Source organism: Henriciella sp. (assembly GCF_029936995.1).
Classification (GTDB): domain Bacteria; phylum Pseudomonadota; class Alphaproteobacteria; order Caulobacterales; family Hyphomonadaceae; genus Henriciella.
The window spans coordinates 153884-180742 of sequence record NZ_JAPYRE010000006.1 but is presented as its reverse complement, the minus strand read 5'-3'; the positions used below and the strand labels follow the sequence as shown (position 1 = coordinate 180742).

Annotated in this window: 15 protein-coding genes; 10 read left to right on the top strand and 5 right to left on the bottom strand. The window is 58.9% G+C overall.

Annotated features, from left to right (window positions below):
- The first annotated feature begins 84 nt into the window (after positions 1-84).
- The 3 genes from Q1K31_RS13970 (at position 85) to Q1K31_RS13960 (ending at position 5601) form a co-directional block, all read left to right on the top strand.
- Entirely contained in the window at positions 85-3372 is a 3288-nt protein-coding gene (locus Q1K31_RS13970) for a TonB-dependent receptor (RefSeq protein ID WP_300380794.1), read from the top strand.
- A 105-nt stretch (positions 3373-3477) separates the two neighbouring features.
- On the top strand, positions 3478-4560 hold the full coding sequence (locus Q1K31_RS13965; protein ID WP_300380791.1) for a cupin-like domain-containing protein: 1083 nt from the start codon (positions 3478-3480) through the stop codon (positions 4558-4560).
- Between the two features lie 30 nt (positions 4561-4590).
- Complete coding sequence (locus Q1K31_RS13960; RefSeq protein WP_300380788.1) at positions 4591-5601, top strand: glycoside hydrolase family 5 protein; 1011 nt, start codon at positions 4591-4593, stop codon at positions 5599-5601.
- On the opposite strand, the gene Q1K31_RS13955 is transcribed toward Q1K31_RS13960, so the two are convergent.
- Positions 5570-8476 carry a glycosyl hydrolase 115 family protein gene (locus Q1K31_RS13955; protein WP_300380785.1) on the bottom strand — a complete coding sequence of 969 codons (2907 nt, stop codon included), beginning with the start codon at positions 8474-8476 and terminating at the stop codon, positions 5570-5572. The genes Q1K31_RS13960 and Q1K31_RS13955 overlap by 32 nt on opposite strands.
- A 228-nt stretch (positions 8477-8704) precedes the next feature.
- On the opposite strand from Q1K31_RS13955, the gene Q1K31_RS13950 reads away from it, so the two are divergent.
- From Q1K31_RS13950 to Q1K31_RS13935, 4 genes are all read left to right on the top strand, one after another.
- Positions 8705-11197 carry a glycoside hydrolase family 3 protein gene (locus Q1K31_RS13950; RefSeq protein WP_300380783.1) on the top strand — a complete coding sequence of 831 codons (2493 nt, stop codon included), beginning with the start codon at positions 8705-8707 and terminating at the stop codon, positions 11195-11197.
- Positions 11190-12095 (top strand): aldose 1-epimerase, encoded by a 906-nt coding sequence (locus Q1K31_RS13945; RefSeq protein ID WP_300380781.1) that lies wholly within the window; start codon positions 11190-11192, stop codon positions 12093-12095. Before Q1K31_RS13950 ends, Q1K31_RS13945 begins: the two co-directional genes overlap by 8 nt.
- A 152-nt stretch (positions 12096-12247) precedes the next feature.
- On the top strand, positions 12248-13837 hold the full coding sequence (locus Q1K31_RS13940; protein WP_300380779.1) for an isocitrate lyase: 1590 nt from the start codon (positions 12248-12250) through the stop codon (positions 13835-13837).
- 98 nt (positions 13838-13935) lie between these two features.
- Positions 13936-14166, top strand: a complete 231-nt coding sequence (locus Q1K31_RS13935) for a hypothetical protein (protein WP_300380777.1) — start codon at positions 13936-13938, stop codon at positions 14164-14166.
- A 97-nt stretch (positions 14167-14263) separates the two neighbouring features.
- On the opposite strand, the gene Q1K31_RS13930 is transcribed toward Q1K31_RS13935, so the two are convergent.
- From Q1K31_RS13930 to Q1K31_RS13915, 4 genes are all read right to left on the bottom strand, one after another.
- The gene (locus tag Q1K31_RS13930; RefSeq protein WP_300380775.1) at positions 14264-15658 is read right to left on the bottom strand and encodes a short-chain fatty acyl-CoA regulator family protein; all 1395 of its coding nucleotides are present in this window, start codon (positions 15656-15658) and stop codon (positions 14264-14266) included.
- A 12-nt stretch (positions 15659-15670) separates the two neighbouring features.
- On the bottom strand, positions 15671-17803 hold the full coding sequence (locus Q1K31_RS13925; RefSeq protein WP_367187591.1) for a malate synthase G: 2133 nt from the start codon (positions 17801-17803) through the stop codon (positions 15671-15673).
- A 386-nt stretch (positions 17804-18189) separates the two neighbouring features.
- On the bottom strand, positions 18190-19653 hold the full coding sequence (locus Q1K31_RS13920) for a phospholipase D-like domain-containing protein (RefSeq protein ID WP_300380769.1): 1464 nt from the start codon (positions 19651-19653) through the stop codon (positions 18190-18192).
- A gap of 155 nt (positions 19654-19808) precedes the next feature.
- Entirely contained in the window at positions 19809-21131 is a 1323-nt protein-coding gene (locus Q1K31_RS13915) for an OmpP1/FadL family transporter (protein WP_300380767.1), read from the bottom strand.
- 139 nt (positions 21132-21270) lie between these two features.
- Here Q1K31_RS13915 and Q1K31_RS13910 point away from each other — a divergent pair, with 139 nt between their 5' ends.
- Genes Q1K31_RS13910 through Q1K31_RS13900 form a run of 3 tightly spaced genes read left to right on the top strand, consistent with a single transcriptional unit; the run spans position 21271 to position 26857 of the window.
- Positions 21271-23532, top strand: a complete 2262-nt coding sequence (locus tag Q1K31_RS13910) for an acyl-CoA dehydrogenase (RefSeq protein ID WP_300380765.1) — start codon at positions 21271-21273, stop codon at positions 23530-23532.
- On the top strand, positions 23529-24857 hold the full coding sequence (locus Q1K31_RS13905; RefSeq protein WP_300380763.1) for an acetyl-CoA C-acetyltransferase: 1329 nt from the start codon (positions 23529-23531) through the stop codon (positions 24855-24857). The genes Q1K31_RS13910 and Q1K31_RS13905 overlap by 4 nt, the downstream gene beginning before the upstream one ends.
- On the top strand, positions 24857-26857 hold the full coding sequence (locus tag Q1K31_RS13900) for a 3-hydroxyacyl-CoA dehydrogenase NAD-binding domain-containing protein (RefSeq protein WP_300380760.1): 2001 nt from the start codon (positions 24857-24859) through the stop codon (positions 26855-26857). The genes Q1K31_RS13905 and Q1K31_RS13900 overlap by 1 nt, the downstream gene beginning before the upstream one ends.
- Positions 26858-26859: the final 2 nt, after the last annotated feature.

The window sequence follows — 26859 nt, the reverse complement described above, 5'->3', positions numbered from 1 at the left end:
ACTATGTGGTCTCGTGCAAACATAAACTGAGAGCGTTAACATTAAAGCGCTCCCAATAATTAACCAAGGGATGGGAGGCCCTGAATGGACAAGACCTACGCACAAAATGAGTCTGTTATCACCAGGAAGCGGATGTTCGGCTTCTTGTTGTGCACGGCGTCTGCCATGGCAATCATGCAGGCAACACCAGCGGTCGCCCAGGAGGAAGAGGCCCCTGAGACAATCGAGGAAGATGCCTCGGCCGAGGAATCCCCCGACGCAGGTGAAGCCCGTCTCGATACAGTTACCGTCAAGGGCATCCGTAGCTCCATCGCCAGTTCTCAGGACATCAAGCGCCGGGCAGATACCCTGGTCGATGCCATCACGGCCGAAGATATAGGCGCTTTGCCGGACGGGTCTGTCACCGAATCCCTGCAAAGGGTGCCTGGCGTCTCAATCAGCCGGTTTGCGGCAGCAGATGACCCGGATCACTTCTCGATCGAAGGGTCTGGTGTCGTCGTTCGCGGCCTGACCTATGTCCGCTCCGAACTCAACGGTCGCGACACGTTCACGGCCAATAATGGCCGCGCGCTGACTTTCTCGGACATTTCCCCGGAGCTTCTCGCATCTGTTCAGGTCTACAAGAACCAGACCGCCGACCTGATACCGGGCGGCATTGCGGGAACGGTCAATCTTGTCACCCGCAAGCCGTTTGATACAGACGGCCAGAAATTCGCAGGTACGCTGGAATATGAATATTCCGACTTCCGCGATGAAGGCGCCCCGACCGGTTCCCTGCTCTACAGCAACGAATGGGACACAGACATCGGCCGGGTGGGCTTTCTTGTCAGCGGCGTCTATTCAGAGCTGAAGACCCGTTCTGACGGGGCGCAGATATCCAGTTTCCAGCCGCGCGATGACCTTGCAGACCGCCGCGTCTGGGTGCCTGAAGGGGCTGTTGTCCGCACGCAGGAATACGACCGTGAGCGTACCGGCTATGGCGGTTCAGCCCAGTGGGAGAGCAATGACGACACGATGCTCGCCACCTTTGAATATCTTCGCTCCGAAGCGACGACCAGCTGGAACGAACATGCCTCCGAGATTGCCACGGACAATGTCGGCGACAGCGCGTTTTTCTTTGCGCCCGGCACCGAGTTCGGGTTCGGCGGCGACGACCTGCTGCAGTTCGGCACGATTTCAGCTCCCGTGGGCTGGCGGGCCGACCAGCAAAGCGGTGATGCGCGCGTACCGGTTTACGGTTTGCAATCCAACAACATCTTCCGCGGCGTGGAACAGGAAACGGTCACGGAAGACACGTCCCTGAACTTCAAGTGGACGCCAACGGATCGCTGGTCCTTCAATTTCGATTATCAGCATGTCGATTCGACGACCGACAATATCGATTTCGGCATCTGGGGCAGTTCTTTCCAGGATGTTCGCGTCGACCTCAGACCTGAAATTCCAGAGATCGAGTTCCTGCCACCCAACATGACCCCCGGTTTTGGTGGCGGTGCCAGCGGGGCAGACATCGATTGCTCCAACCCGGTCGGCAGCCAGACATGCCCGCGTTATTTCGCAAATGGCACTGGCTTCAATGACCCGGTCAACAGCTTCTGGCGGGCCGCAATGGACCATTCGGAGCAGAGTGAAGGCTCCTCCGATGCGTTCAGGATCGATGCGAATTACGATTTCGAGGATGACTTCGACTGGGTCCGGTCTGTTCGCTTTGGCGGGCGATATAATGAACGGGATCTGACGACGCGCTTCTCGGTCTATAACTGGGGTGCCTTGTCAGAAGTTTGGGGCAATGGCGGCCCGATCTGGATGGATGACATAGGCGTCAGTTCTGGTGTAGTTGACGATGAATTCAACTGGAACAATTACCAGCGCGGTGACACCACCCAGCCACCGTCACTCCCCTTCTTCGGCCTCAACCCGGCCCAGAACTATGACACGAGTGCCGATTTTGCCGATGCGGTGGTGGCTGCATGGCTCAATCAGGGCGGCGTAACTGGCGGGCCCGGCGGCGGCGGCGGCGGCTGGAGACGGCTTAGCGAACGTCCCGGTACGATCAACGGATCGAATTATCTACCCGGCGAAGTCACAGACTCGGCTGAAGAGATTACCTCTTACTATGCCAAGCTGAATTTCGGTCATGATGACCCATTCGGCAACGGCATGACGGTCGAGGGCAATATCGGCCTGAGATATGTGGAGACCCAGCTCGCTTCGAGCGGTGGCATCCAGTATGGCTCCTCCTCAACGCTCCCCGATGATGGCACACAGGGCACATCTGGTAATGCCTCGGGTAGCGACTGTATCCCGGATGACCCCGCACAGAACGTGTCCTTCTTCTGTACGCTGTCTCCCGAAGAGCGGGCAGCCGCCTATGCCTTCCTGGATGACTCGACAGCTCCATTTGTGGGCGAGAAGACCTATGAAAACTGGCTCCCCAGCCTGAACGTCAAGCTGGGCCTTACGGACGACAAGTTCATTCGATTTGCCTATTCAAAGGCCTTCTCACGTCCTGATGTGGGCCTCACGCGGGCGACCTATCCGGTATCTGCCGCTACACAGGATGACCCGGCCAACCCGGGATCAGGTGTCCCTGACGGATTCAGCTCCGGCTTCTATGGCTTCCAGACTTCCGGCGGCAACCCGTTCCTTGAGCCGGTCAAGTCCGACCAGTATGACCTCGCCTTCGAGTGGTACTTCAGCGACACAGGTTCGTTCACTGCCACGGCCTTCTACAAGGAGATCGAGGACATTATCGTCTCAGGGTCGGGCACGATCACGCTGACGAACAATGGTGAGACATTCGATGTGTTTGTCACGAACCAGCCGACCAATTCGGATGAAACAGGCACGATCAAGGGCTTCGAACTGGCCTACAGCCAGTTTTATGACTTCCTGCCCTATGGGCTGGACGGTCTGGGACTTCAGGCCGCCTACACCTATATCGATAGTGAAGGGGTCAATTCTTCCACGGTGAGCCCCGTCGATGCCGAAGCAGGCGGGAGTGAAGCTGTGGTCGATCTCGGCGATCTACCTCTGGAGGGCCTTTCAGAGCACAATGCAAATGTCGCCCTGATCTATGAAAAAGGCCCGGTATCGGCACGTGTCGCCTATAACTGGCGCGATGAGTACCTCGTAACCGCAAGGGACACGATCACACCGTTCTATCCGATCTTCCAGAACGCCAGCGGACAGGTCGACGGGTCGATCTTCTATACGGTGAATGACAACTTCAAGATCGGGGTCCAGTTCGCCAACCTGTTCAATGAGATCACCGAAACGGAATCCTTCATTCCAAACTCGGACGGTCGCCGCGGCGGACGGTCCTGGTTCCAGAATGACCGCCGTTTCACCCTCACAGGGCGCTTCAACTTCTAGGGTTGATGCTGATCGAGACTATACGGCCGGGCCCTGCCATTTGATGGTAGGGCCCGTTCGTTTTTAACTGAGGCCGCTTCGAACGCTACCAGGAAGGCCGACACGATGCTGAAGACGACAGAGAACAGCCCGAAGAGCACAAGCGCTCAGGATATGCCTGAAGTCCGAACGCTGCACGACGTCACACTTGAGCAGTTCCGTGATGATATCCTTCCGGCCGCCCAGCCTGTCCTGATGAAGAACTTCATTGCCCACTGGCCAGCCGTTGCCGCGAGCCGGCAGTCGCCCGAAGCGATCATGGACTATGTGAAACGGTTTGATGCACGCCGTCCGGTCGAAACGATACTCGGCAAACCGGAAATCGCCGGCAAGTACTTTTACAATGATGATCTTACGGGTCTGAATTTCGATCGCCAGCCCGCCGTGATCAGCGAGTCCCTGAATGCGATCGCCCGCTATCGGGATGAGGCCAATCCACCATCGGTCTACATCCAGTCGGCCCCCATGTACGAAAACCTTCCGGGTTTCGCGGAAGAAAATCAGATTGGCGTCCTGCCACCTGTCATCGAGCCGCGAATATGGATGGGCAACCGGCTGACCGTGCAGACCCATTTTGATCTCTCGGAAAACATTGCCTGTGTGGTTTCTGGACGCCGCCGCTTTACCCTTTTCCCGCCAGAGCAGACACCGAACCTCTATGCCGGGCCATTCGAATTCACCCTCGCTGGTCCACCAGTAAGCCTCGTGCGGCTGGAAGAACCGGACCTGGAGACATATCCGCGTTTTGCTGAAGCGCTTCGCCACGCACAGACAGCAACGCTGGAACCCGGTGATGCGCTTTTTATTCCGTATTTCTGGTGGCACCACGTCCAGTCGCTCGAGGACTTCAATGTCCTCGTGAATTACTGGTGGAATGACAGCCCCCGCGACCTCGCCTCGCCTTTCGATGCGCTGCTTCATGCCATCCTGGCGCTGCGGGACATGCCGCCCCATCAGCAGAAAGCCTGGAAGATGATGCTCGACCAGTACGTCTTTCACGAGACCGGCGATCCGGTCGCACACCTGCCCGACCACTCAAAAGGCGCGCTCGGCCCGCATACGCCCCAGAGCCGCCAGCAGCTTAAGGCCAGGGTGGCCACCAATCTCGCCATGCAGGCCGGACTGATGCCGCGCAAGAACCCATCCTGAACGACGCGAGAATACTCACAGGGGAAAAACATGAAACGCACGCTCATCACCGCATCAATCATGGGCGCGCTTGTCGCCTGTATAACGCCTCCGCCGCCAGCGGCTAGCGACACGCCAGTCGAACGCCACGGGCTTATCACCACTGAAGGCAACCGCATCGTGGACGAAAACGGCACGCCTGTTTCCCTCGCCGGGCCAAGCTTCTTCTGGAGCACCACAGGCTGGGGACAGGAAAAATATTACAATGCGGAGGCCGTGGATAATTTCGCCAGCAACTGGAATGCCTCACTGGTACGCGCGGCCATTGCAGCCGATACACGCGAAGGCAGTTATCTCACCGACCCGGAAGGCAACCTGCAACGGGCCTATACGGTGATCGATGCCGCCATCGAGAACGGCATCTATGTCATTGTGGACTGGCACTCTCATCGTGCCGAAAACAATCCTGAAGCCGCGATGGAATTCTTCACCGACATTGCCCAACGTTATGGCGATACCGACAACCTGATTTATGAGATCTACAACGAACCGCTGGATACGACAGACTGGTCAACCACGGTTAAACCCTACGCCGAAACCGTCATCGGCGCGATCCGCGAAGTCGACCCTGACAATCTTATCATCGTAGGCACGCAGAGCTGGTCACAGGATGTCGACAAGGCTGCCAGTAACCCGCTGACGGGCTTCAACAATATTGCCTACACACTGCATTTCTATGCGGCCAGTCACAAGGACGAACTGCGCCAGAAAGCGCGGACTGCCCTTGATGCAGGACTTGCCCTGTTCGTCACTGAATGGGGCGCAGTGAGCTATGACGGCGACGGCGCTGTCGATGAAGAGTCTGTCCGGGCATGGATGGATTTCATTCGTGCCAATGACCTGTCGCACGCCAACTGGGCGGTCAGCGACAAGGATGAAGGCGCCTCCCTCTTCAAGCCGGGAACCTCTCCGACAGGCCCCTGGAGCCCGGAAGACCTGACCCCTTCAGGCAAGCTCTTCCGTGAAATCCTCAGGGGCTGGCAGACGACACAACCGGAATAGAGCAATCCGGCAGGGTCTCTCCCGTATCGGATGCCTCACACTGTGGGGTGCCCGGCGGAGCAAGATATGTCTCAGGCAAATCGCGCGTCGCAACCGTAACATGCTGGAAAACCAGCCCCGGATCGACCCGCCAGAGCTTCAACGTATGGGCACCCGGTTCATCGACACTGAGCCTTGTTGTAATCTCGTGCGCATATTGCGCGACAGACTTCTCCCAGCTTGCATCGCCTTCCCCGGAAACCTCCGCTTCCACCGCATTGACGAGAACGGGCGCCTGATCGTCGATTGAAAGCGCATAATGCAAGCCGCCCTGCGCCTTGAAATCCTGCGTCGGGGCCAGCGTTATCGTAACGTCCAGTTTCCCTCGCTCAAACAGCCAGAGATCATACTCCAGCCGTGGACTATCACTGCCCGGCTCCGACGCTGGTGCCGTGGCAGGAAGCGCTACGATACTGTCGCCTGTCCGGCCAAGGTTTGGAATAACTGACCACTCTATGTCTTCCCCACCAAAAATTCGGCTCGCCGCGGCAGCATCCACCGATATGAACCCATCCGCCTCTACCAGGCCACTGACGTCTGCGGCGTTTTCTGGCTTGAAGACCGGGAGATGAAGCGTCTTGGTGCCAAGCAACCCTGCGTCGATCTCGACCGGCACGCGCGTCAATCCCAGTGGGGCCTCGCCCCAGTCCACAGCCAGTGTGACGCTTTTCTGCATCTCGATGTTGAGCGCATTGTCCGATACCGAAACCCAGGGCCGCAACGGTGTGACTGTCACCTCATAAGGTGCCTGCCCGGTATTGAAGACTTCAAATTCAGCCGTATGGCGCGAGAGCACATCGACTTGCGGGAGCACAGCTTCCGCGCTTCTCGCAGCCCAGTTCTCACGGCTGCCCGGCACAGCGACGCCAAAGCCGGCTTCCTCTGGCATTTCAATACGTTCGGTATCAGGGGCAGACTGCACGTCAGGCTGCTGCCAGTAGGTGTAGCCGATATGGGTCTGGGACATCATGTCGACCCACTTGCCCCCGGCGATCTCTTCCTCATAGACGCGCCGAAGCTGGTCATCACGCGCGAAAAGTTCTGCGGCCTTCTCCGCGAGCCCGTTCGTGCGCGCGCGCCCCTGTTCGGCATAGAGCCGGTTAAGCGCTGTTGTGTAGTAGAGCGCATTCAGGTTGGCACTGGCTGTAACAGGAAACCAGACGAGCTGCACGAAAGCATCGTCATAGGCTTCCGGCAGTTCCTCGCGCAGCACAGCGGCACGCTCTGCCAACGCCTGGTACTCGTCAGAAACGCGCTCGAACTCGCTGAAATTCACAACGCTGTAGGTATCGGCATCCAGCAGTTCCGGTTTCCGGCGCGCATTATACTTTGTGTAGGCTTCCAGAAGCGCCGCGATCTCGTTGGCATACGCATCGGGAAACTGCTGCGCGGCCCAGTCACGTGTGTAGGTGTCCAGATTTTCGAGGGGGATATCAGACGGGTCCCATGCATAATCCAGGAAGAAGCTGATCGGCAGTTCCATCGGCTTCAGATCGCCGACATTGACGATCCACGCCTCGCGCGCCCCATAATCGTAAGCGATACCCATCTGCTCCCAGACGCGCTCGATCTGGGTCGTGTTGATCCATTTATAGTTCCGCGGCCCGCCGACATAGTCGAAATGATAATAGACGCCATATCCGCCCCGCCGTTCTGCGCCCGGCTCCGGCAGGCGGCGGAGGTTGCCCCAGTTATCATCGGCAAACAGGAGCGTGACATCGTCGGGCACGTCCATGCCCTGATCGTAATAATCCTGAACCTCCTTATAGAGCGCCCATATCTGCGGCGTCTGGGAGGCCGGTTTTCCGGTTACATCCGCGATAACCGAGCGCTGGTCGGAAACGATTGTTTCAAGAAGGTCGATCGCCGTACCTTCCGACATGGCTTCATCGCCGTCCCCACGCATACCAATCGTGACGAGCGCCTCGCGTCCGCCAATCCGATCCATACCGAAGCGCCAGAAATCACGCAGGTTTCCGGCATTGGTCTGGTAGTTCCAGTCCCCTTCCCCGTACCGTTCCCACTCGATATGCGCCCGCCCCAGCGGCTCATGGTGAGAGGTTCCGATCACGATCCCCATTTCATCTGCCAGTTCGGCATTCATCGGATCATCGTCATAGAATGCCTTTCCCCACATGGCCGGCCAGAGATAATTCCCTTTCTGGCGCAGGATCAGCTCAAAAACGCGCTCATAGAAAGCGTGATTGAAACCGCCAAACGTCTTGTTGGCCCAGCCGAAAAGGGCCGGGTTCTCATCATTCAGGAAGATGCCACGATACTTCACGGACGGTTTCTCAAGGCGCCGTCCGCTGGACACATAGAGATTGCCGGTCTTCTCGATCGGCACATCCGCCCACCAGGCCCAGGGTGAAACCCCGGCCCGGTCGAGCAGGTCATAGATGCCATAGATCGTGCCGCGCTTGTCTGAACCCGCAATCACCAGCGCCCGCTCCACGCCTTCATAAGGCGCGTCGACAACCTCCTGCGAAAATGCCTCCCACTCGCCTGAAAGGCCCTGCGTTGAAACCTGTCCGCTGTCTAACAGGGGAGAGAGCCAGCGCGAATTTTCCAGCGACCCTACAACGATCATCTGGCCCGGCTCTTTCGGTATCTCTGTCCGGATAACCGGGCGGATTGGCCCGCGCGCCTCAAGGTCTGACTGAAGGTCACGAACAGCCCGCAGGATGCCGGGGTCCTCGGCCGGGTCGACAAGTATCGTGGTCGGTTTGCCTGCCCCGAACAAGGGAAAAGAGAGGTTATCAGCCACTTCCGAGACGGCCGCAGGATTGCTGTTCGCTTCATCTGGAGAAACAGCCTGAGGCTGTGCGTCTGCCACCAATGCTACAAATAGAATCGTAGCGAACAAGGTTGTTGAACGCTTACAAATCCAGGCTAGCCGACCCGTCATCTCGGTCATTTTTCCTCCCGTCCGGTTTCGCCGTTGCGCCGGAATACATTTTCGTTTAGCCAGAATGTTAACGCCAACATTTTGTGTTGCAACCGCATTCTGCTGGCGAGGACATAAAAGGAAGGCGTCCGAAAACGGACCCGGGGAGGACTGAAAATGAAGACCAGGCAGCTGAACGGAACCATATCGCTAGCCGCATTGCTGTTGATGACCGCCTGCAGCGGCGAACCCGCCCAGAATGCGTCGGCGGAAACGCAAGACCCGGCCCAGACCGAAGCCGGAACACCTGCCGCTTCAACAGCAAGAGACCTCACACTCTGGCCCGAAACCGAGAGCCACCTCATAGACGGGGAAATCGAATCCCGCATCGACGACTTGCTTTCGAAACTGACGCTGGAACAGAAGGTCGGCCAGGTCATCCAGGCCGATAACGCTTCCATCACCCCTGAAGAAGTAAAGGAATACCGGATCGGCTCGGTCCTGAGTGGCGGCAATTCCGCCCCGGACGGCAAACCCTATGCGAATGTCGAAGAATGGGTCGCGGCTACCGATGCCTATTACAAGGCATCTGTTGATCCCGAAGGCGTAGACGTCGCCATCCCGATCCTCTGGGGGATCGATGCAGTTCACGGCCACAATAATGTGGTCGGGGGCACACTGTTTCCTCACAATATCGGCCTTGGCGCGATGCGGAACCCGGACCTCATGGAAGAGATCGCCCGTGTCACCGCCCTTGAACTGCGTGTGACAGGCCATGACTGGACCTTCGCGCCAACAGTCGCCGTCCCCCGCGATGACAGATGGGGCCGCAGTTATGAAGGCTTTGGCGAAGACCCGGAAATCGTGGCGTCCTACTCCCCCCGTATTGTTGAAGGCCTGCAAGGTGAATTCGGCTCAGATGTCTTCCTCGACAAGGACCATGTGATCTCGACGGCCAAGCATTTCCTGGGCGATGGCGGTACAGAGGACGGCATAGACCAAGGCGACGCAATACTGAGTGAGGCCGAACTCGTACGGCTTCACAATGCCGGCTATCCGCCAGCTATCGAAGCTGGCGCCCTGTCTGTCATGGCGTCATTCTCGAGTTGGAACGGCAAGAAGGTCACAGGAGACCCTTACCTGCTCAACGATGTGCTCAAGGAACGCATGGGTTTTGATGGCTTCATCGTGGGGGACTGGAATGCCCACGGGCAGATCGAGGGCTGCACGAATACCGACTGCCCGGAAGCGCTGAATGCCGGCCTCGACATGTATATGGCCCCCGATAGCTGGCGCGGACTGTATGAAAGCACACTCGAACAGGCCAGGTCAGGCGAGATCCCGATGGAGCGGCTGGACGATGCCGTGCGCCGGATCCTGCGGGCCAAGCTGCATTTCGGCGTCTTCGAGGAAGGCACGCCTTCAGAACGCGCGCTCGCTGGGCAGGAAGATATCCTTGGCTCTGACGAACATCGCACTCTAGCCCGTCAGGCAGTACGCGAATCGCTCGTTCTGCTCAAGAATGATGGGGTCCTTCCAATCACGCCAGACAAGCGTATCCTTGTCGCTGGCGATGGAGCCGATAACATCTCGAAACAGTCCGGCGGCTGGACGCTCACCTGGCAAGGGGGCGGTGCCGACAACGCCGAGTTCCCGAATGCAAGCTCAATCCTGGAAGGGATTGAGAAAGCCGCGAGCAGCGTCGAGTACAGCCCTGAGGGCACCTACTCGGAAACCCCCGATGTCGCGATCGTCGTTTTCGGTGAAGAGCCCTATGCGGAATTCCGCGGCGATGTCGACCATCTTGCCTATGATCTCAGCGGCTCAAAGGAGCTCACTCTCCTGAAAGAACTTCAGGCCGAGGGCATTCCTGTCGTCAGCGTCTTCCTCTCAGGCCGGCCCATGTGGGTAAACCGTGAGCTCAACGCATCAGACGCCTTTGTCGCCGCCTGGCTTCCCGGCAGCGAGGGAGGGGGCGTGGCCGATCTCCTGATTGCCAATGAAGACGGCGAACCGCGCCATGACTTCAAGGGCACGCTCTCCTTTTCATGGCCGCGCCAGCCCGACCAGACGCCCCTCAACGTCGGTGACGAAGCATATGACCCGCTCTTTGCCTATGGATATGGCCTTTCCTATGCCAATCCCGGCACACTCGAAGAGTTGAACGAGAACGTCAGTTCAGAGCTTTCAGCAAGTGAAGGCCAGAGTATTTTCTTCGCTGAAGGCGGCTTCGTTGGCGAGTGGAAGGCCAACCTGTCGGACGAGGTCAGCCAGACTCGTGTCGATCATCAGGCCCAGGAAGATGCGATCCAGTTCAGCTTCCCCTCCGAAGGCGGCCAGGCCACCTTCACCGATGGCCAGACGCACAGCTATGTACGTGAATCCAATGCCGACATAGAACTTGCCCTGACGCTGAAAGCTGCCGCAGCTGACAGTCTTGATATCGGCATGCTCTGCGAGGGCGATGATTGTGCAGCCTACCGCACATTCACCAGCACTGACGGGCAATGGACCGACGTCCGCATTTCCCTCAGCTGCTTTAGCGACATCAATCTCGAACAGATTACAGCTCCCCTTGCGATCCGCAGTGAAGCGGCAGCTGAAGTGTCTGTATCCGATGTCCGCCTGGCCGAAGATGCAGACGGCCAGGAGACATGTGACGGTGAGTAACTCCGTATCTTCGCCGGCAGGAGAGGCGGAAACATCGCGCCTTCACCTGTCGGCACATGGCTTCGATATGAACATCACACCTGCCTTCGGCGGCAGGATTGACCGGCTCAGCTATCTTGGTCAGGACATTCTGGCACCACGCCAGCGCCTTACTGATCCGGACCCTCTTGATGCTGGCAGTTTTGCACTCGTGCCGTTCTCGAACCGCATCAGGAACGGCCAGTTTTCCCATGAGGGCAGGACATATACCCTCCCGCCGAACTGGACGGGCGATGCCAATGCCATCCATGGTGAAGGCTGGCAGCGCACCTGGCATGTTACCCAGCTGGAAGAAGACCGTATCAGCCTGTACCTGCAAGGCACAGACTGGTGGCCATGGCGCTATGAATGCGAGCAACATATCCGGTTTCGGGAAGCGGGCGTCGACTTCTCGCTCTCTCTCACCAACCGGGACACACAATCAATGCCTGCAGGGCTCGGATTTCATCCATATTTTCCGCGCACCGGCAACACACAGATCAGCTTTGCGGCAGAGGCCGTATGGCCTCCGATGAGTGATGGCCCCTTGCACGCGCAAGACATTTCCGGCGCGACCAGGTTTTCTGAGCCGAAACAGCTGGATGGGCTGGTGCTGGACCACTGTTTCGAGGGCTGGCGTGGCCCTGCAACCATTCTCCAGCCAGATCATGGGCTGGCACTTCAACTTACAGCTCAGGGAGCGCCTGGTTTCTGCATGCTATATGTCCCTGACGGGCCTGACTTTTTCTGTTTCGAGCCGGTTTCTCACCTGACGGGCGCCTTCGAACTCAAGGACAGATCACGCACAGGACTTGCCTGTCTTGAGCCTTGGGAGCGACTTGATTTTACCATGAGCATAGGCATTCGTGAGCTTTTCTGACCACACTTTACATTGTTACCTCTATAATTTGTAAGAATTGACAAGCTGACCGGACTCCCTCTCGCGCATATCTCGGGCCTTCTCTATTTCTTCCGGCATGAGCTGCAGCCGTTCGGGCTGCCTCCCGCCAATGAGAAAAAGGGATTTGACCCATGCCGTATTCGGAACACGAACAAACCATCAGCGACCTCATCGCCAGCCATGGCGGAAGCTGGGACTCCATCCAGCCGGAATTCGTCACACGCATGCGCAGCCAGAACCGGTTCAAGACCGGGCTCGACATCGCAAAATATACGGCACGCATCATGCGTGAGGATATGGAAGCCTATGACGCTGATCCGGCAAACTACACCCAGTCGCTCGGCTGCTGGCATGGCTTTGTCGGCCAGCAGAAGATGATTTCAATCAAGAAGCATTTCGAGACGACAAAAGGCAAATACCTCTACCTTTCAGGCTGGATGGTCGCCGCCCTGCGCTCGGAATTCGGCCCGCTGCCAGACCAGTCCATGCATGAGAAGACTGCCGTTCCGGCCCTGATCGAGGAACTCTACACCTTCCTCAAGCAGGCCGATGCGCGCGAACTTGGCATGCTCTATCGCCAGATTGATGAAGCCCGCGAAGCCGGTGACAAGGATCTTGAAGCCAAACTCCAGTCCAAGGTCGACAATTTCGAAACTCATGTCGTGCCGATCATTGCCGACATCGATGCCGGCTTCGGCAACCATGAGGCGACCTACCTGCTCGCCAAGAAGATGATCGAGGCTGGTGCCTGCGCCATCCAGATCGAGAACCAGGTCTCCGACGAAAAGCAGTGCGGCCACCAGGACGGCAAGGTTACGGTCCCCCACGAGGACTTCCTCGCCAAAATTCGCGCAGTGCGCTACGCCTTCCTCGAACTTGGCGTCGAAGATGGCGTGATCGTTGCCCGCACCGACTCGCTCGGCGCAGGCCTGACCAAGCAGATCGCCTACTCCAGCGAGCCGGGCGATCTCGGCGACCAGTACAATTCATTCCTGGACTGCGATGAGTTCAGCCCGAACGACACCTCCAATGGTGACGTACTGATCACACGGAACGGCAAACTGCTGCGCCCCAAGCGCCTGCCATCCAACCTGTTCCAGTTCCGCCAGGGCACAGGCGAAGACCGCGTCGTCCTTGACTGCATCACCTCGCTCCAGAACGGCGCAGACCTGCTCTGGATCGAGACCGAGAAGCCGCACGTCGACCAGATCGGCGGCATGGTGGACCGCATCCGTGAAGCGGTGCCGAACGCCAAGCTCGTCTACAATAACTCGCCGTCCTTCAACTGGACGCTCAACTTCCGCCAGCAGGTCTATGATGCCTGGGAAGCCGAAGGCCGCGACCTGTCCGCTTATGACCGCGCGAACCTGATGGACGTCAAGTATGATGGCACCGAGCTCAGCGAAGAGGCCGACCGCCGCATCCAGAGCTTCCAGGCCGATGGCGCCAAGCGTGCAGGCATCTTCCACCACCTGATCACGCTGCCGACCTATCACACCGCCGCCCTGTCCACGGACAATCTGGCCAAGCGGTACTTCGGCGAGGAAGCCATGCTCGGCTACGTCCTCAACGTCCAGCGCGAGGAAATCCGCCAGAACATCGCCTGCGTGAAGCACCAGAACATGGCCGGCTCCGATATCGGCGACGACCACAAGGAGTATTTTGCCGGCGAAGCAGCCCTCAAGGCTGGCGGCAAGGACAACACGATGAACCAGTTCTAGCGCCATCCCCCGCGCCTGAACGGGGCGGCTTCCGCAGCCTGATACCTGCGCAGCGGGAGCCAGCCCACTCACCCCGATTACCCTGAAGGATCATAGAAATGAGCGACCAGGAACCAGAACGTATTACCATTATCGCGTCGAGCTTCTCGGCCGCCGCGCTTGAACACCACCGTGGACGCATGTCTGCCCGCGGCTACCTCATGGACGGCCCGATTCTCGAGCGCAAGTTCATGCTTTCTGAAGGCGTCGAACCGGCCAAGGACATGTTCGAGGGCAAGACGATGTTCTCGGTGAGCTTCGTCAAGCGCGAGCAGGCCAAGTCCGAATAACCTGTCGGGACCATCACATCACCAGAGGGCCAGCCGGATATTCTTTCGGCTGGCCCTTTTCCGTTCAGAGCGCGCCGGGAAAAACGCAAAAACGCGTCTATCCCTCATCCCCGAAAAGGAAGGGGGCCGCCATGCGCCGGTTCTCGTCACCCAGCAGCTGCCGGCCCAGCGGGGGCTCAGCGCGCGCCACGCAGTTCGTACGCTGGCACAACCGACAGGCGATACCGATCGGCGTGGCGTCCGGGTCCTCGATATCCATCCCGTCTGAATAGACCAGCCGCGCCGCATCCTCGATTGAGCACCCAAGCGCTACGGCCCGCTCGGCCCGGGGCGCGCCGTAGGCACCCCCTCCGGCTGTGACGGTGCGTGAGACAGAAAAGAACTGCGCACCGTCCGGCAGCTCGACAATCTGCGTCAGGATACGGCCCGGTGTCTGGAATGTGGCATGCAGTGACCAGAGAGGGCACGATCCGCCCTGACGGGCAAAAGGATAATCGCTGCCGTCAAACCGCTTCGAGACATTACCCGCCGGATCGACCCGGATGAAAAAGAAGGGGACGCCCTCCTGTCCGGGCTTCTGGAGACTGGTCAACCGGTGGGCGACCTGCTCGAAACTCACCCGGAAACGCCGGGACAGCGCCTCGATATCGTAGCGGCGCGCCTCCGCCTCCCGGTAGAATGAGGTATAGGGCATCAGGATTGCGCCTGCCCCGTAGCCTGCAAGGGCGCGGCGTGTCATCCGGCGGGCATCCTCAGTCTTGAAGTGCGCCGCTTTCATGATGGCATCAATAGCGTCGCCGAGCTCAAGATAGACAAGCTGCAAGGCAATCTGGAACGCCGTTGCCGCAGCATCCAGGCTTTCATCGAGAAGAAGCTCCCGGCGGTGATATTCGAACCGGCGCACAGCCCCGGCCATGATGTCGCGCGGCATACGCCGTGTCCTGAAGCCGTGACGGCTCTTCACCCTCTCGATCAGGCTGTTGATGTCATCATGATCGCGCCCGATGAGTTCGGCGGCATGGTCGAGATCGGCAAAGAAATTCCGGTGTGTCGCCAGGAAGGCGCGCGTCTCCTCCAACGGATCGGCTGTGGCCTCGGCCCCCGCATGATCGGCCAACGCCATCTGCCCGTCCCGATAGGCGCGATAGGTCCGCACCAGTGCTTCGGCGAGACCGGGATGGCCAGTGGCAAGGTCGGAGACCTCTCCCGGTGCAAGGTCTAGATCGCTGAACAGCGGGTCCTTGAGAAGATCCTCCAACCGGCGCGATACGCCTGTGCCACCATCACCAGCGAACTGGGAAAGGTCCACCTTGTAGATCTGGGCGAGCTTGAGCAAAACCTTCGCTGTCAGCGGACGCTGGTTGCGCTCGATAAGCGCAATATAGGACGGGGAGATACCGAGATCCTCGGCCATGACCGTCTGGGTGAGACCAAGATCGCGGCGCAACCGGCGCAACCTCGGCCCGACAAAGACAGCCTTTTCACCGGCCATATGTTTCTCCCCTTACGCTCCCTGCTGCGCCTTGGCCTCTGCACGATAACGGTGAAGCAGAGGTTCAGTATAACCGCTCGGCTGATTCGCCCCCTCGAAGACAAGCGCACATGCAGCTTTATAGGCAACCCCATCAAATCCCGGCGCCATCGGATGGTAGAGCGGGTCGCCCTCATTCTGCTTGTCGACCTTGGCCGCCATACGCTGGAAAGCCGTCTCGACCTGCTCGCGCGTGCAGACGCCATGCATCAGCCAGTTCGCGATATGCTGGGAGGAGATACGCAGTGTCGCGCGGTCTTCCATTAGTCCGATATCGTTGATGTCCGGCACCTTCGAGCAGCCGACGCCCTGATCGACCCAGCGCACAACGTAGCCGAGAATGCCCTGCGCATTGTTCTCGAGCTCGGCCTCGATCTCTTCTCCGGACCAGTTCTTGCCTTCAGAAAGCGGGATGGTCAGCAGCTTGTCGAGGGCGGGGACAGGCTCCTTCGCAACTTCAGCCTGACGTGCGGCGACGTCGACCTCGTGATAGTGCACCGCATGCAGGACCGCCGCCGTCGGGCTCGGCACCCAGGCCGTGTTCGCGCCCGTCTTCGGATGACCGATTTTCTGCTCCAGCATATCCGCCATCCGGTCGGGCGCTGCCCACATGCCCTTGCCGATCTGGGCCTTGCCGGAGAAACCCCATTGCAGCCCAATCGCGACATTGCGGGCCTCATAGGCGCCGATCCAGTCACACGCTTTCATGTCGCCTTTGCGCACCATCGCGCCAGCCTGCATACTCGTGTGGATCTCGTCGCCCGTGCGATCCAGGAAGCCGGTATTGATAAAGACGATCCGGTCTTTCACGGCATTGATACAGGCGCCGAGATTGGCCGAGGTGCGCCGCTCCTCATCCATCACGCCAACCTTGATCGTGTGGCGGTCCAGACCGAGCATGTCTTCCACCGCATCGAAGAGATCATTGGTGAATGCGCATTCTTCCGGCCCGTGCATCTTCGGCTTCACGATGTAGATGGAGCCCTTGCGCGAATTCCCCTCTCCCGGACGCTTCAGATCATGACAGGCAATCAGGCTTGTCAGGATACCATCAAGAATGCCTTCCGGCGCCTCCGAACCATCTGGCAAGCGCACGGCTGGCGTAGTCATAAGATGACCGACATTACGCACGAGCAGCAGTGAGCGCCCCTTCAGGGTCACTTTACCGCCATCGGGTGCGGTATAGTTCCGGTCCTCATTAAGGGTACGCGAAAGCGTCCGGCCGCCCTTCTCGAAACTTGATTCCAGATCCCCCCGCATCAGGCCGAGCCAGTTGCGATAAGCCTCGACCTTGTCTTCCGCATCGACTGCGGCAACCGAGTCCTCGAAGTCGACAATCGTCGACAAGGCCGCCTCGAGCTCAACTCCACTGACCCCGGCATTATCCTGCTGGCCGACCTGCGACTCCCGGTCGATGGCCAGCTCAATATGCAGGCCATTGTGTTTCAGCAGGATCGCCGATGGCGCTTCCTGCGCGCCCTGATACCCGGCAAAGGCACCCGGATCAGCAAGCGCAGGCACAAGCGCGCCGCCCTCAACCGTGTAAGCCGCAACGTCAGCATGCGAGCCGTCCGCCAGCGGAACCGCTTTGTCCAGGAAGCCTTTCGCCCAGGCAATGACCTTGGCCCCGCGTTCGGGATCATAGCCAGGCTTTTCCGTGCCATCACGTGCGATTGCATCGGTGCCATACAGCGCATCATAAAGATTGCCCCAGCGCGCATTCGCAGCGTTCAGGACATAGCGCGCATTGAGGACAGGCACGACGAGCTGGGGCCCAGCCAGCAAGGCAAGCTCGGGATCTGTATTTCCCGTCGCGATGGGCTTCGGCTCGGGCTCAGGCACCAGATAACCGATCTCTTCAAGGAACGACTTACCCGCACCCGGGCCGGATTTCTGATTAGCCGGGTCCTTGCACCAGGCATCAATCTTCGCCTGCAAGTCTTCACGCGTCTTCAGGAGGTCTGCATTCCGGCCGGAGAAACGCTCAAAAATATTGGCCATGCCCTTCCAGAAGGCATCAGTGCCGACAGACAATCCAGGCAGAACATCGGTCTCAACAAAATCAACAAGCTGCTGGTCCACGCTCAGGCCATGACAGTCTTTCATCTGGCTGCTTCCTGCACTTCCTGTCTGCGTCCGCTTGCTCATCGTCACGTCCTTAGTTGGCCATTATAAATTCCGGGTTTTCCTGCCGCTTTTGACAGAATGTGTCTACCCTTTTGTCAAAAAGGGTACGCGCCCCTCAATCCCACCAAAAGAAAGACAAAATAGGCCAGAAAGAGCTCAAATTAGCCGTAAATCCAAGCAAAACCAACCCGTTCAGTTATGCACGCTCATTTTCGGCGCTCATGCGAGATGACCGCCAACCACCCTGAAAGTATATGTGGTAATATTTTTGTCAAATATTTGTAATATTCTTACAAAAATAACATTGCCAGCCGGGTGACATCTGCCTGCTGGGCGGCGCAGGCCTACGCCTCGTCTGGCAAGTGTCAGGACTTGACCCGTCCCACCAGGTCACGAATGCCGTCCATCAAGCGGTCGGCAAGGCCATCGCCAACCGCTTCGGGATCGGCAAGCTCATTTTCTGCGAGGATATTGGCATCCTCTTTCACCTCGCCCCGCGTGAAGGGCCGAAGGGAGCGCCCATCGCCCCGCAGGCCCTCTATGGCACTTATGAGGCTTTCTGATGCTTCCAGCTGCTCGGCAAAGGCGCTTTCACCTACGCCCAGATGCTCGCAGACAAGATCGTGACGCAGCTCGAGAATCCTGGCCCCGACAGCGTCAGGCTCGGCACAATCACGCGCATCAATGGCCAGGTCACATTCGGTGTCAAACCCCATTGAGCGATTGTTGAGGTTCGAAGACCCGACGCGGATAAGCCAGTCATCTACGATAAGAACCTTGGCATGGACATATATCGCGGCCCCTTCCTGAGTGACCGGATAATATGCCGCCAGACGGCCATGCGGGTCATTCGCCCAGAGATAATTCAACAGCCGCTCACGCGCGCCATCCATCGCCTTCTGTCGCAGCCATCCTTCAGCCTTCTGCGGCAGCACGATCACGAATTCAGGTCCATCCGCTTCAGCCAGGCGCTCGGCAATCGCACGTGCGATACGGGCAGATGCAAGATACTGCGTCTCGACATAGAAGGTCTGCCGCACTTCGGCGATTGCCCTGAGATATAGCGCCTCAATCTCGCGGGCTTCCGGAAAGCCGTCATAATCCGGATAGGTTCGCGCAATTGCGACGGGCAGACGCTCGAAGGTCGTTTCGAGCCCTGGCCATACTGGCCTGCCATCAAGACCGGGCGGGTTGATCCTCTGCCCCGTTGCCCTGAACCAGCGCTGGCGCGCCACGTCGCCCAGGGCCTTGGCAAGCGGGCCAGAAACCGCCGTTGTAACATCGTGCCAGGGTTTCAGAGGCTCGCCATCTCCGGGCATTTTACGGTACGGCTGGTTATCATCGTGGTCACGCGTGTCCCAGCGCCCTGCTGTCATGTCGATACCGCCACAGAAGGCAATCTGGTCATCAATTACAATGATCTTTGAGTGATGCGCTGCGCCCGCAGGATGCGAAGTGTCGAGCTTGAAGTGGAAGTTTTCCGACATTCGCATGGGACGCACGGCCATTGGCACCATACCACGCCCGAGTGACTGCAATGTCCCCAGGTCCCATTTCAGCATATAGAGCCGGGTGTCCTCACGGTTTTCAGTAAACCATGAAAGGAATTCACCGAGCGTATTGGGTCCCTCAAGTGTTGCACCGTCAGGCTCGAATTCAATGCGGGTATCGAAATCCCAGCCAATCATCATGATCGTATGCTGCGCGTTCAGCATGGCGCGCTTGACCGCGGGAAAATAATCCGCGCCATCGATAATGATGCGCACACAATCCGCCTGTTCGCGCCGCCAGCATGTATCGCCTGGCACAAGGAATTGAGTCTCGTCCAATGGCTGCCCCCGGGCGCAACGTTTGTCTCTGCAACCTGCATTCGTCCGACTGGCAAATGTCAGATCCACCTCGTGAAAGACGCTCAGCCCCGGGCAACGTTCCGCAGAAGGCCCAGTTTATGGAGCGCGGAACGGCCCTTGGTGAAAGTGACGTCTCAGAACTGTCGTGTCGCGCTCACCGAAACCACATCAGCATGTCCGCTGAACTTCCCAGTCACACGGTCGCCGAAACTGCCCGTCCTGTCGAAATCAGCGTCCTCAATAGTGACCCGGTTATAGGCTGCATCGACCGTCCACGCCGGGTTTGGAGACCAGCTCGTGCCGACAGCCAGGATATGGCGGTCATTGTCGGGAATTCGCGCGGTGCGGAAAGCGGGCTGGGCCGGAGTTTCATCAAACGCATACCCTGCACGCACCGTCCAATCCGGTGACAGTTCATAATCGCCACCGAAGCCATAACGGCCGGCATCCTCATACTTCAGCTCTTCGACCGAGTCCGGCTGGACAGGATTTTCAAACTGGACCCGTAACTCCTGTATACTGGACCACTCGGTCCACATCGCATTGGCATAAAGCGTGGCGCGGTCCGTCGCGGCCCACTTGATCCCCAGTTCCGTCGACGCGGGCAGGTCAAGTGCGGCACCGCCACCCGTATCCGTGAACGCCCCGCCTGCCGTCAGAAAGTCTGCATTCTCGGGAACCGTGAAACTGGCATCGCCCTCGACCATGTGGTCGATCTGTGAGCGATAGTGCAGCCCAACCGTGACATCCTGATGCGGCATCCAGGAAATGCCTGCATTCCAGCCATAACTCCAGTCATCACCTTCAATTTCCGTTACCCCGTCAGCGCCTTGCGGAACGACACCTGCCGCCGTGCATGTGGCCGGGTCGGCCTGATTGAAACACACAGCACCGAAATCAATTGCGCTGGTCAGCCGCGCATCGACGCGCTGGGCATTGATACCGATCCCCAGGGAAACTGTATCGCTGACCTGATAGGCGAGGCTCGGATTGATGTTGATCGTCTGCAATTCGGACGTCAGCGCCTGATAGCGGCCCGGCCAGTCCTTTTCATAGTCGGTCGAGAGGCCGAACGGCACTGTTACTGACAGGCCGAGCGCAACATCCTCGCTCAAGGGATATACTGCATGGCCATACGGGACGGCTTCGTCAAACAGGAACCCATTCGTGTCGCCTCCGAGTGGATTACCCAGCGCATCGGCAGACCCTCTGTCATCATACTCGGCATTGCCAAATATCCCGCTTACACCCAGCGACACTTCCGGACGCTCGAACGCCGTCAGAAGTGCCGGGTTACCAAAGGCTGCAGCCGGGTCGTCCGTCTGCGTGACCCGTCCTGTATTGGCCCGTCCGAGGTCTGATGCGGAATATTCATTCACGGCGAAACTGTCAGCATTCGCCAGACCCACCGCAGAGCTGGCGAGGAGAGTCATTGTAAGTGTGCGGATTATGTACATGGGAGGAAAGCCTTCTTGCATTTTTCACACGAAACGAACGCTCCCCCGGACGTTCGCGCGTCGCAGGTTTTGATGGGAACCTGAAGCCTTCCCCAGACGCTTTCCAATTATATTTCTGTTATCAAGAGGCATCCGACTCATGGCCAACCCCTTCAAGTCGCTTAGGCGGAACCTCATCAGCAGGCCGCTAATGGGCTGGTACAAAAGCGTACTGCCGGGTCTTTCAGACACAGAAGCCCAGGCCCTCGAGGCCGGTGACACCTGGTGGGAAGCCGATCTCTTTTCCGGCAAACCAGACTGGGAAAGGTTCAGGAGCTTCGAGAGCCACGGCTTTACCGAGGAAGAACAGGCATTCCTTGACGGCCCCGTCGCAGAGTTCTGCGCCATGCTGGACGACTTCGAGATCGAGCACGAGCATATGGACCTGCCTGAAGCGGCCTGGGCCTATATGAAACAGAACAAATTCTTCGGCATGATCATTCCGAAGGAGTATGACGGCCTCGGCTTTTCTGCTTCCGCACACTCCGAAGTCGTCAAACGTATCGCGACACGCAATGTCTCAGCGGCTGTGACAGTTATGGTGCCAAACTCCCTCGGCCCGGGGGAGCTCCTGATGCTCTATGGCACAGATGAACAGAAAAAATACTATCTTCCCCGCCTTGCCCGCGGCGAAGAAGTTCCCTGCTTCGCCCTGACCGGCGTTGAAGCCGGCTCAGACGCCTCCGCCATGACAGCAACCGGGACCGTCTGCGAAGGCGAGTGGGAGGGTGAAAAGACACTCGGCATCAAGCTCGACTGGGAAAAGCGCTATACCACGCTTGGCCCGGTCGCGAACCTGATCGGGCTTGCCTTCAAGCTGAAGGACCCGGACGGCCTTCTCGGCGGCGAGGAAGATCTCGGCATCACTGTTGCCCTCGTCCCGACAGACCTGCCAGGCGTCGATACGGGCGACCGTCACATCCCGGCTGGTCTTGCTTTCCAGAATGGCCCCAGCTGGGGCCGCGATGTCTTCATTCCGGTCAACCAGATTCTCGGTGGGCAGGAACAGACAGGCCAGGGCTGGAAAATGCTTATGGGCGCGCTCGCGGCCGGGCGCGGTATTTCGCTGCCCTCTCTTTCCACAGCTGCCGCACAGGTATCCGCCCAGACGACCGGGGCCTATGCCCGTATTCGAGAGCAATTTGGCATACCGATCGGCCAGTTCGAAGGCGTACAGGAAAAGCTCGCGCCCATCGGGGCCATCGCCTATCAGCTGGAGGCCGCGCGCCGCTTCATCACGATAGGGCTGGATAATGGCCACCATCCGGGTGTGGCCTCTGGCATCATGAAGTATCACGCGACCGAACGGATGCGCGAAACCGTGAACTACGCCATGGACATTCACGGCGGCAAGAGCATTTGCGTCGGCCCGAAGAACTATCTCGAGACCCCCTACAGGGCGATCCCTATCGGCATCACCGTCGAAGGCGCAAATATCATGACGCGCAGTCTGATCATTTTTGGTCAGGGCTCGATCCGTTGCCACCCATACATCCTGGAAGAGATGCAGGCCGTCGCACTGAAAGATCGCAAGGAAGCCCTGCGCAAGTTTGACGACCTCATCTGGCGCCATGTCGGGCATGATTTCGCAAATATCTGGCGCAGCTGGTTCCATGGCCTGACCGGCGGCAAGTTCACATCTGTTCCGGAAGATGAAACGCTCAAGCCGTATTATCGCGAACTATCGCGTTACAGCGCCAACCTTGCCGTAGCTTCAGAAATTTCACTCGGCATTCTTGGCGGCAAGCTGAAGTTCAAGGAGAGCCTGTCTGCACGGCTTGGCGATGTCCTCGCCGAACTTTTCCTGCTGAGCGCAGCCCTGAAACGCTTTGAGGCCGACGGACAGCCTGCTGCAGACAAACCCCTGCTCGACTGGGTCTTCGCAGATGGCATCGCCCGTATGCACGCCCGGCTTGCCGAAGTTGGCGACAATTTCCCGAGCGGTTTCTGGGGCTGGACCATCAAGATGCTGACCCAGACCGGCGGGAAACGCCGGCGCGGCCCGACCGATAAAATGACCAAAGCCGTCGCCGAACTTCTCCAGGAGCCCGGCGAGACACGCGAACGCCTGGGCGAAGGCGTCTATACCGGCACCGGCGCAGACCCTCTTGCTGCGCTCGAGCGGGCGCTTGCGCTGACCATAGCCTGCGCTCCTTTACGCAAGCGGATGCGGGAAAAGGACATGGAGATGCCGGAGGCAGCCCGTGAGGCCGGTCTTATCACCGCTGAGGAACATGCACAGCTGGGCGACCTCTATCGAGCCGTCCGCGAAGTCATCGAGGTTGATTCCTTTGATCCCTCGCGTGTCTCGAAAAACGGCCTGAACCCCGAAACAGAACATCCCGAAAAGGCGTCAGCATGAAGGTCTATGTTGTCGATGGAAATCGCACACCTTTCATAAAGGCCCGCGGCAAACCCGGTCCGTTCACGGCCGTTGATCTCGCAGTGCAGGCCGGGCGTACGCTCCTGCTGCGTCACCCGGAAATCGCCAGTCAGGTCGAGGAAGTCATTCTGGGGTGCGGCTCGCCCGGTGCAGAGGCGACTAATCCGGCCCGTGTCGCAGCCCTGCGCATGGGCCTCGGCAAGGACATGCCGGGCTGGACGGTACAGCGCAACTGTGGCTCCGGCATGCAATCGGTCGATAGCGCCTTTCGTTATATCCGCGCAGGTGATTATGACTGTCTCATGGTTGGCGGCACTGAAAGCCTCAGCCACGCGCCCCTGCTCCTGAATGAACAGGCGGTCGACTGGTTTGCCGGCCTGAACACGTCCAGGTCCCTGCTCGACCGCGTCGAAGCCGTCAGCAAGTTCCGCTTTTCCATGCTCGAACCCGTTATCGGCGTCGAAAAGGGGCTTACCGACACCGTGGTCGACCTCGGCATGGGACAGACCGCTGAAATCCTCCGTCACGAGTGGAATATCAAGCGCAAGGAAGCTGATGCCTACGCCGTGGAGAGCCACAAGCGCCTTGCCCGAGCGCAGGAGAATGGCTGGCTCGACAATGAGGTTGACCCGGTCTTCAGTCAGGATGGCGAAGTTTTCGAAAAGGATGACGGTGTGCGCCCGGACTCGAATGTCGAGAAGCTGGACACGTTGAACCCCGTCTTCGAGCGTCCTTATGGGCATGTCACGGCAGGTAACTCCTCACAGATCACGGATGGCGCCTGCTGGATGCTGGTGGCGTCGGAACGCTTTGTGGACAAGCACGGTCTGGAACCCCTGGGCGAAATCCGCGACAGTCATTGGGCGGCCCTCTCCCCCGCATGCATGGGGCTCGGCCCGGTCCATGCCGTGACTCCCATTCTCAAACGACATCAGCTCGGTCTGGGTGACATTGATCTCTGGGAACTAAACGAGGCTTTCGCCCATCAGGTCCTGGCCTGCCTGAAAGCCTGGGAAAGCGACACGTTCTGCAAGGAGGAGCTCGGCCTTGAGGGCGCGATGGGTGAGATTGACCGTGAGCGCCTCAATGTCGATGGCGGTGCGATCAGCCTTGGCCATCCCGTAGGCACCAGCGGTGCCCGTATCATCCTGCACGCGCTTAATGCCATGCGCCGGCGCGGCAACAGAACCGGCATTGCCACAGAGTGCATTGGCGGGGGCCAGGGAGGCGGCATGCTTCTGGAAGCCCTTGCAGCATCGACACCCCCGTCGCGCACCGAAACTGATAAAACGGAGGCGGCCTGATGGCGCGTAGTGGAAGTATCTGGCACCTGAAAAAACAGGCGGGCGGTTACGCAACCCTGACGCTCAATGTGCCAGGACAGGCGCAGAACACACTTGGCCGCGCCGTCCTCGACCAGTTCTCGGCCTTTCTGGACGAGATCGAGAAGGCACCGCCGAAAGCACTTTTCCTGCGCTCGGGCAAACCGTCGGGGTTCATGGCGGGAGCTGACATCGAAGAAATTTCGAGAACCGATCCAGAAGACCTCAAGTCCCTGATTGATCAGGGCCACGCCGCGTTGAACCGGCTGGAAGCCCTGTCCTGCCCGACCGTTGCAATCATTCATGGCACATGTCTCGGCGGTGGGCTGGAGGTCGCGCTTGCCTGCGATCATCGCGTGGCAGACACCTCGGCCAGTTTCGGTTTCCCAGAAATCCAGCTCGGTTTGCATCCCGGCCTCGGCGGCACGTTCAGACTGCCGCAGGCCATTGAGCCTTCTGGCGCACTCCAGCTGATGCTGACCGGACGCACGATCAATGCCCGCAAGGCAAATGAGATGGGGCTTGTACGTGATGCCGTGCCCCAACGCCACCTTGAGGCCGCGGCCCATGCCGCTGCTGAAACCGGAAAGGCACAAAAGGAACGCGGCTTTATCGCAGGCATCAGACGCACGCTCGAAATGTCCGGTCCCGGTCGTCAGTACATCGCCAGCCGGGCGCGCAAGGAAACAGCCAAGCGCTTTAGCGAAGCGCATTATCCGGCTCCCTATGCCCTGATCGACCTGTTCGAGGATGAGTCCGAGAAGGAAAAGGTGCTTGCTGCCGAAGCGCGTTCCTTTGTGGAACTTAGCCAGACCAGAACTGCACGAAACCTGATCGGCCTCTTCACCCGTCAGGAAGCCCTCAAACGTCAGGCGCGTCTCAGCGACGGCCATGGCATATCCCACGTCCATGTCATCGGCGCGGGCACGATGGGCGCCGACATCGCCATGTGGACAGCGATGCAGGGATTTAGCGTCACCCTGCAGGACATCGACACCTCCGTCATCGCGAAAGCCATGGGCCGCGCCCATGAATGGATGGACGGCAAGCACGACCGGTCTGATGACATCCGTGATCCCATGGACCGCCTGATCCCCGATCCGAAGGGCGATGGCATCCGGTCTGCAGATCTCATCATCGAGGCCGGTCCGGAAAAGGAAGAGATCAAGCAGAAGATTTATGAGGGCCTCACTGACCGGATGAAGCCCGATGCGCTGCTGGCAACGAACACATCCAGCATCAGGCTGGAAACACTAGCCGAAAAACTTCCCGACCCGGCCTGCTTTGTCGGCCTGCACTTTTTCAACCCCGTCACGAAGATGCCACTTGTTGAAATCGTCAGCGGCGAGAAAACATCGAAGAAAACCCGCGAACGCGCACTGGCTTTCATCGAGGCGATCGACAAGCTCCCGCTGCCAGTCAAAAGCGCGCCCGGCTTCCTCGTGAACCGCATCCTGACGCCTTACCTGCTCGCTGCCATCACCCTGATCGATGAGGGCTACAAGCCGGAAGAGGTCGATGCCGCCGCTGAAGCATTCGGGATGCAGCAGGGCCCTGTAGAAGTTGCCGACACTGTGGGGCTCGACATCTGCCTCGAAGTTGGCCGCGTCCTGTCGCAAGCGCTGGAGCATGTGCCGGAACCACCAGAACGGCTGATTGCAAAGACTGACGCTGGAAACCTCGGCAAGAAAACCGGTGAGGGTTTCTACACATGGCAGGACGGCAAACCGCAGAAAGATGATGTCGATCCCGATGCGCAGACCCTGGAGACACTACAGGCCCGTCTCCTCACACCACTTATCGACGAGGTCCGCCGGGTTCTCGATGAGAAAATTGTCGCCTCACACGACCATCTCGACCTCGGAGCGGTCTTCGGTTCAGGCTTTGCGCCCTTCCGGGGCGGCCCGTGCACCTATAGCCGCCAGCAGGAAGAGGTTTCGACTGAACCTGCACCCGAGTCGACTGAGAACAGTGAAGCCTGAAT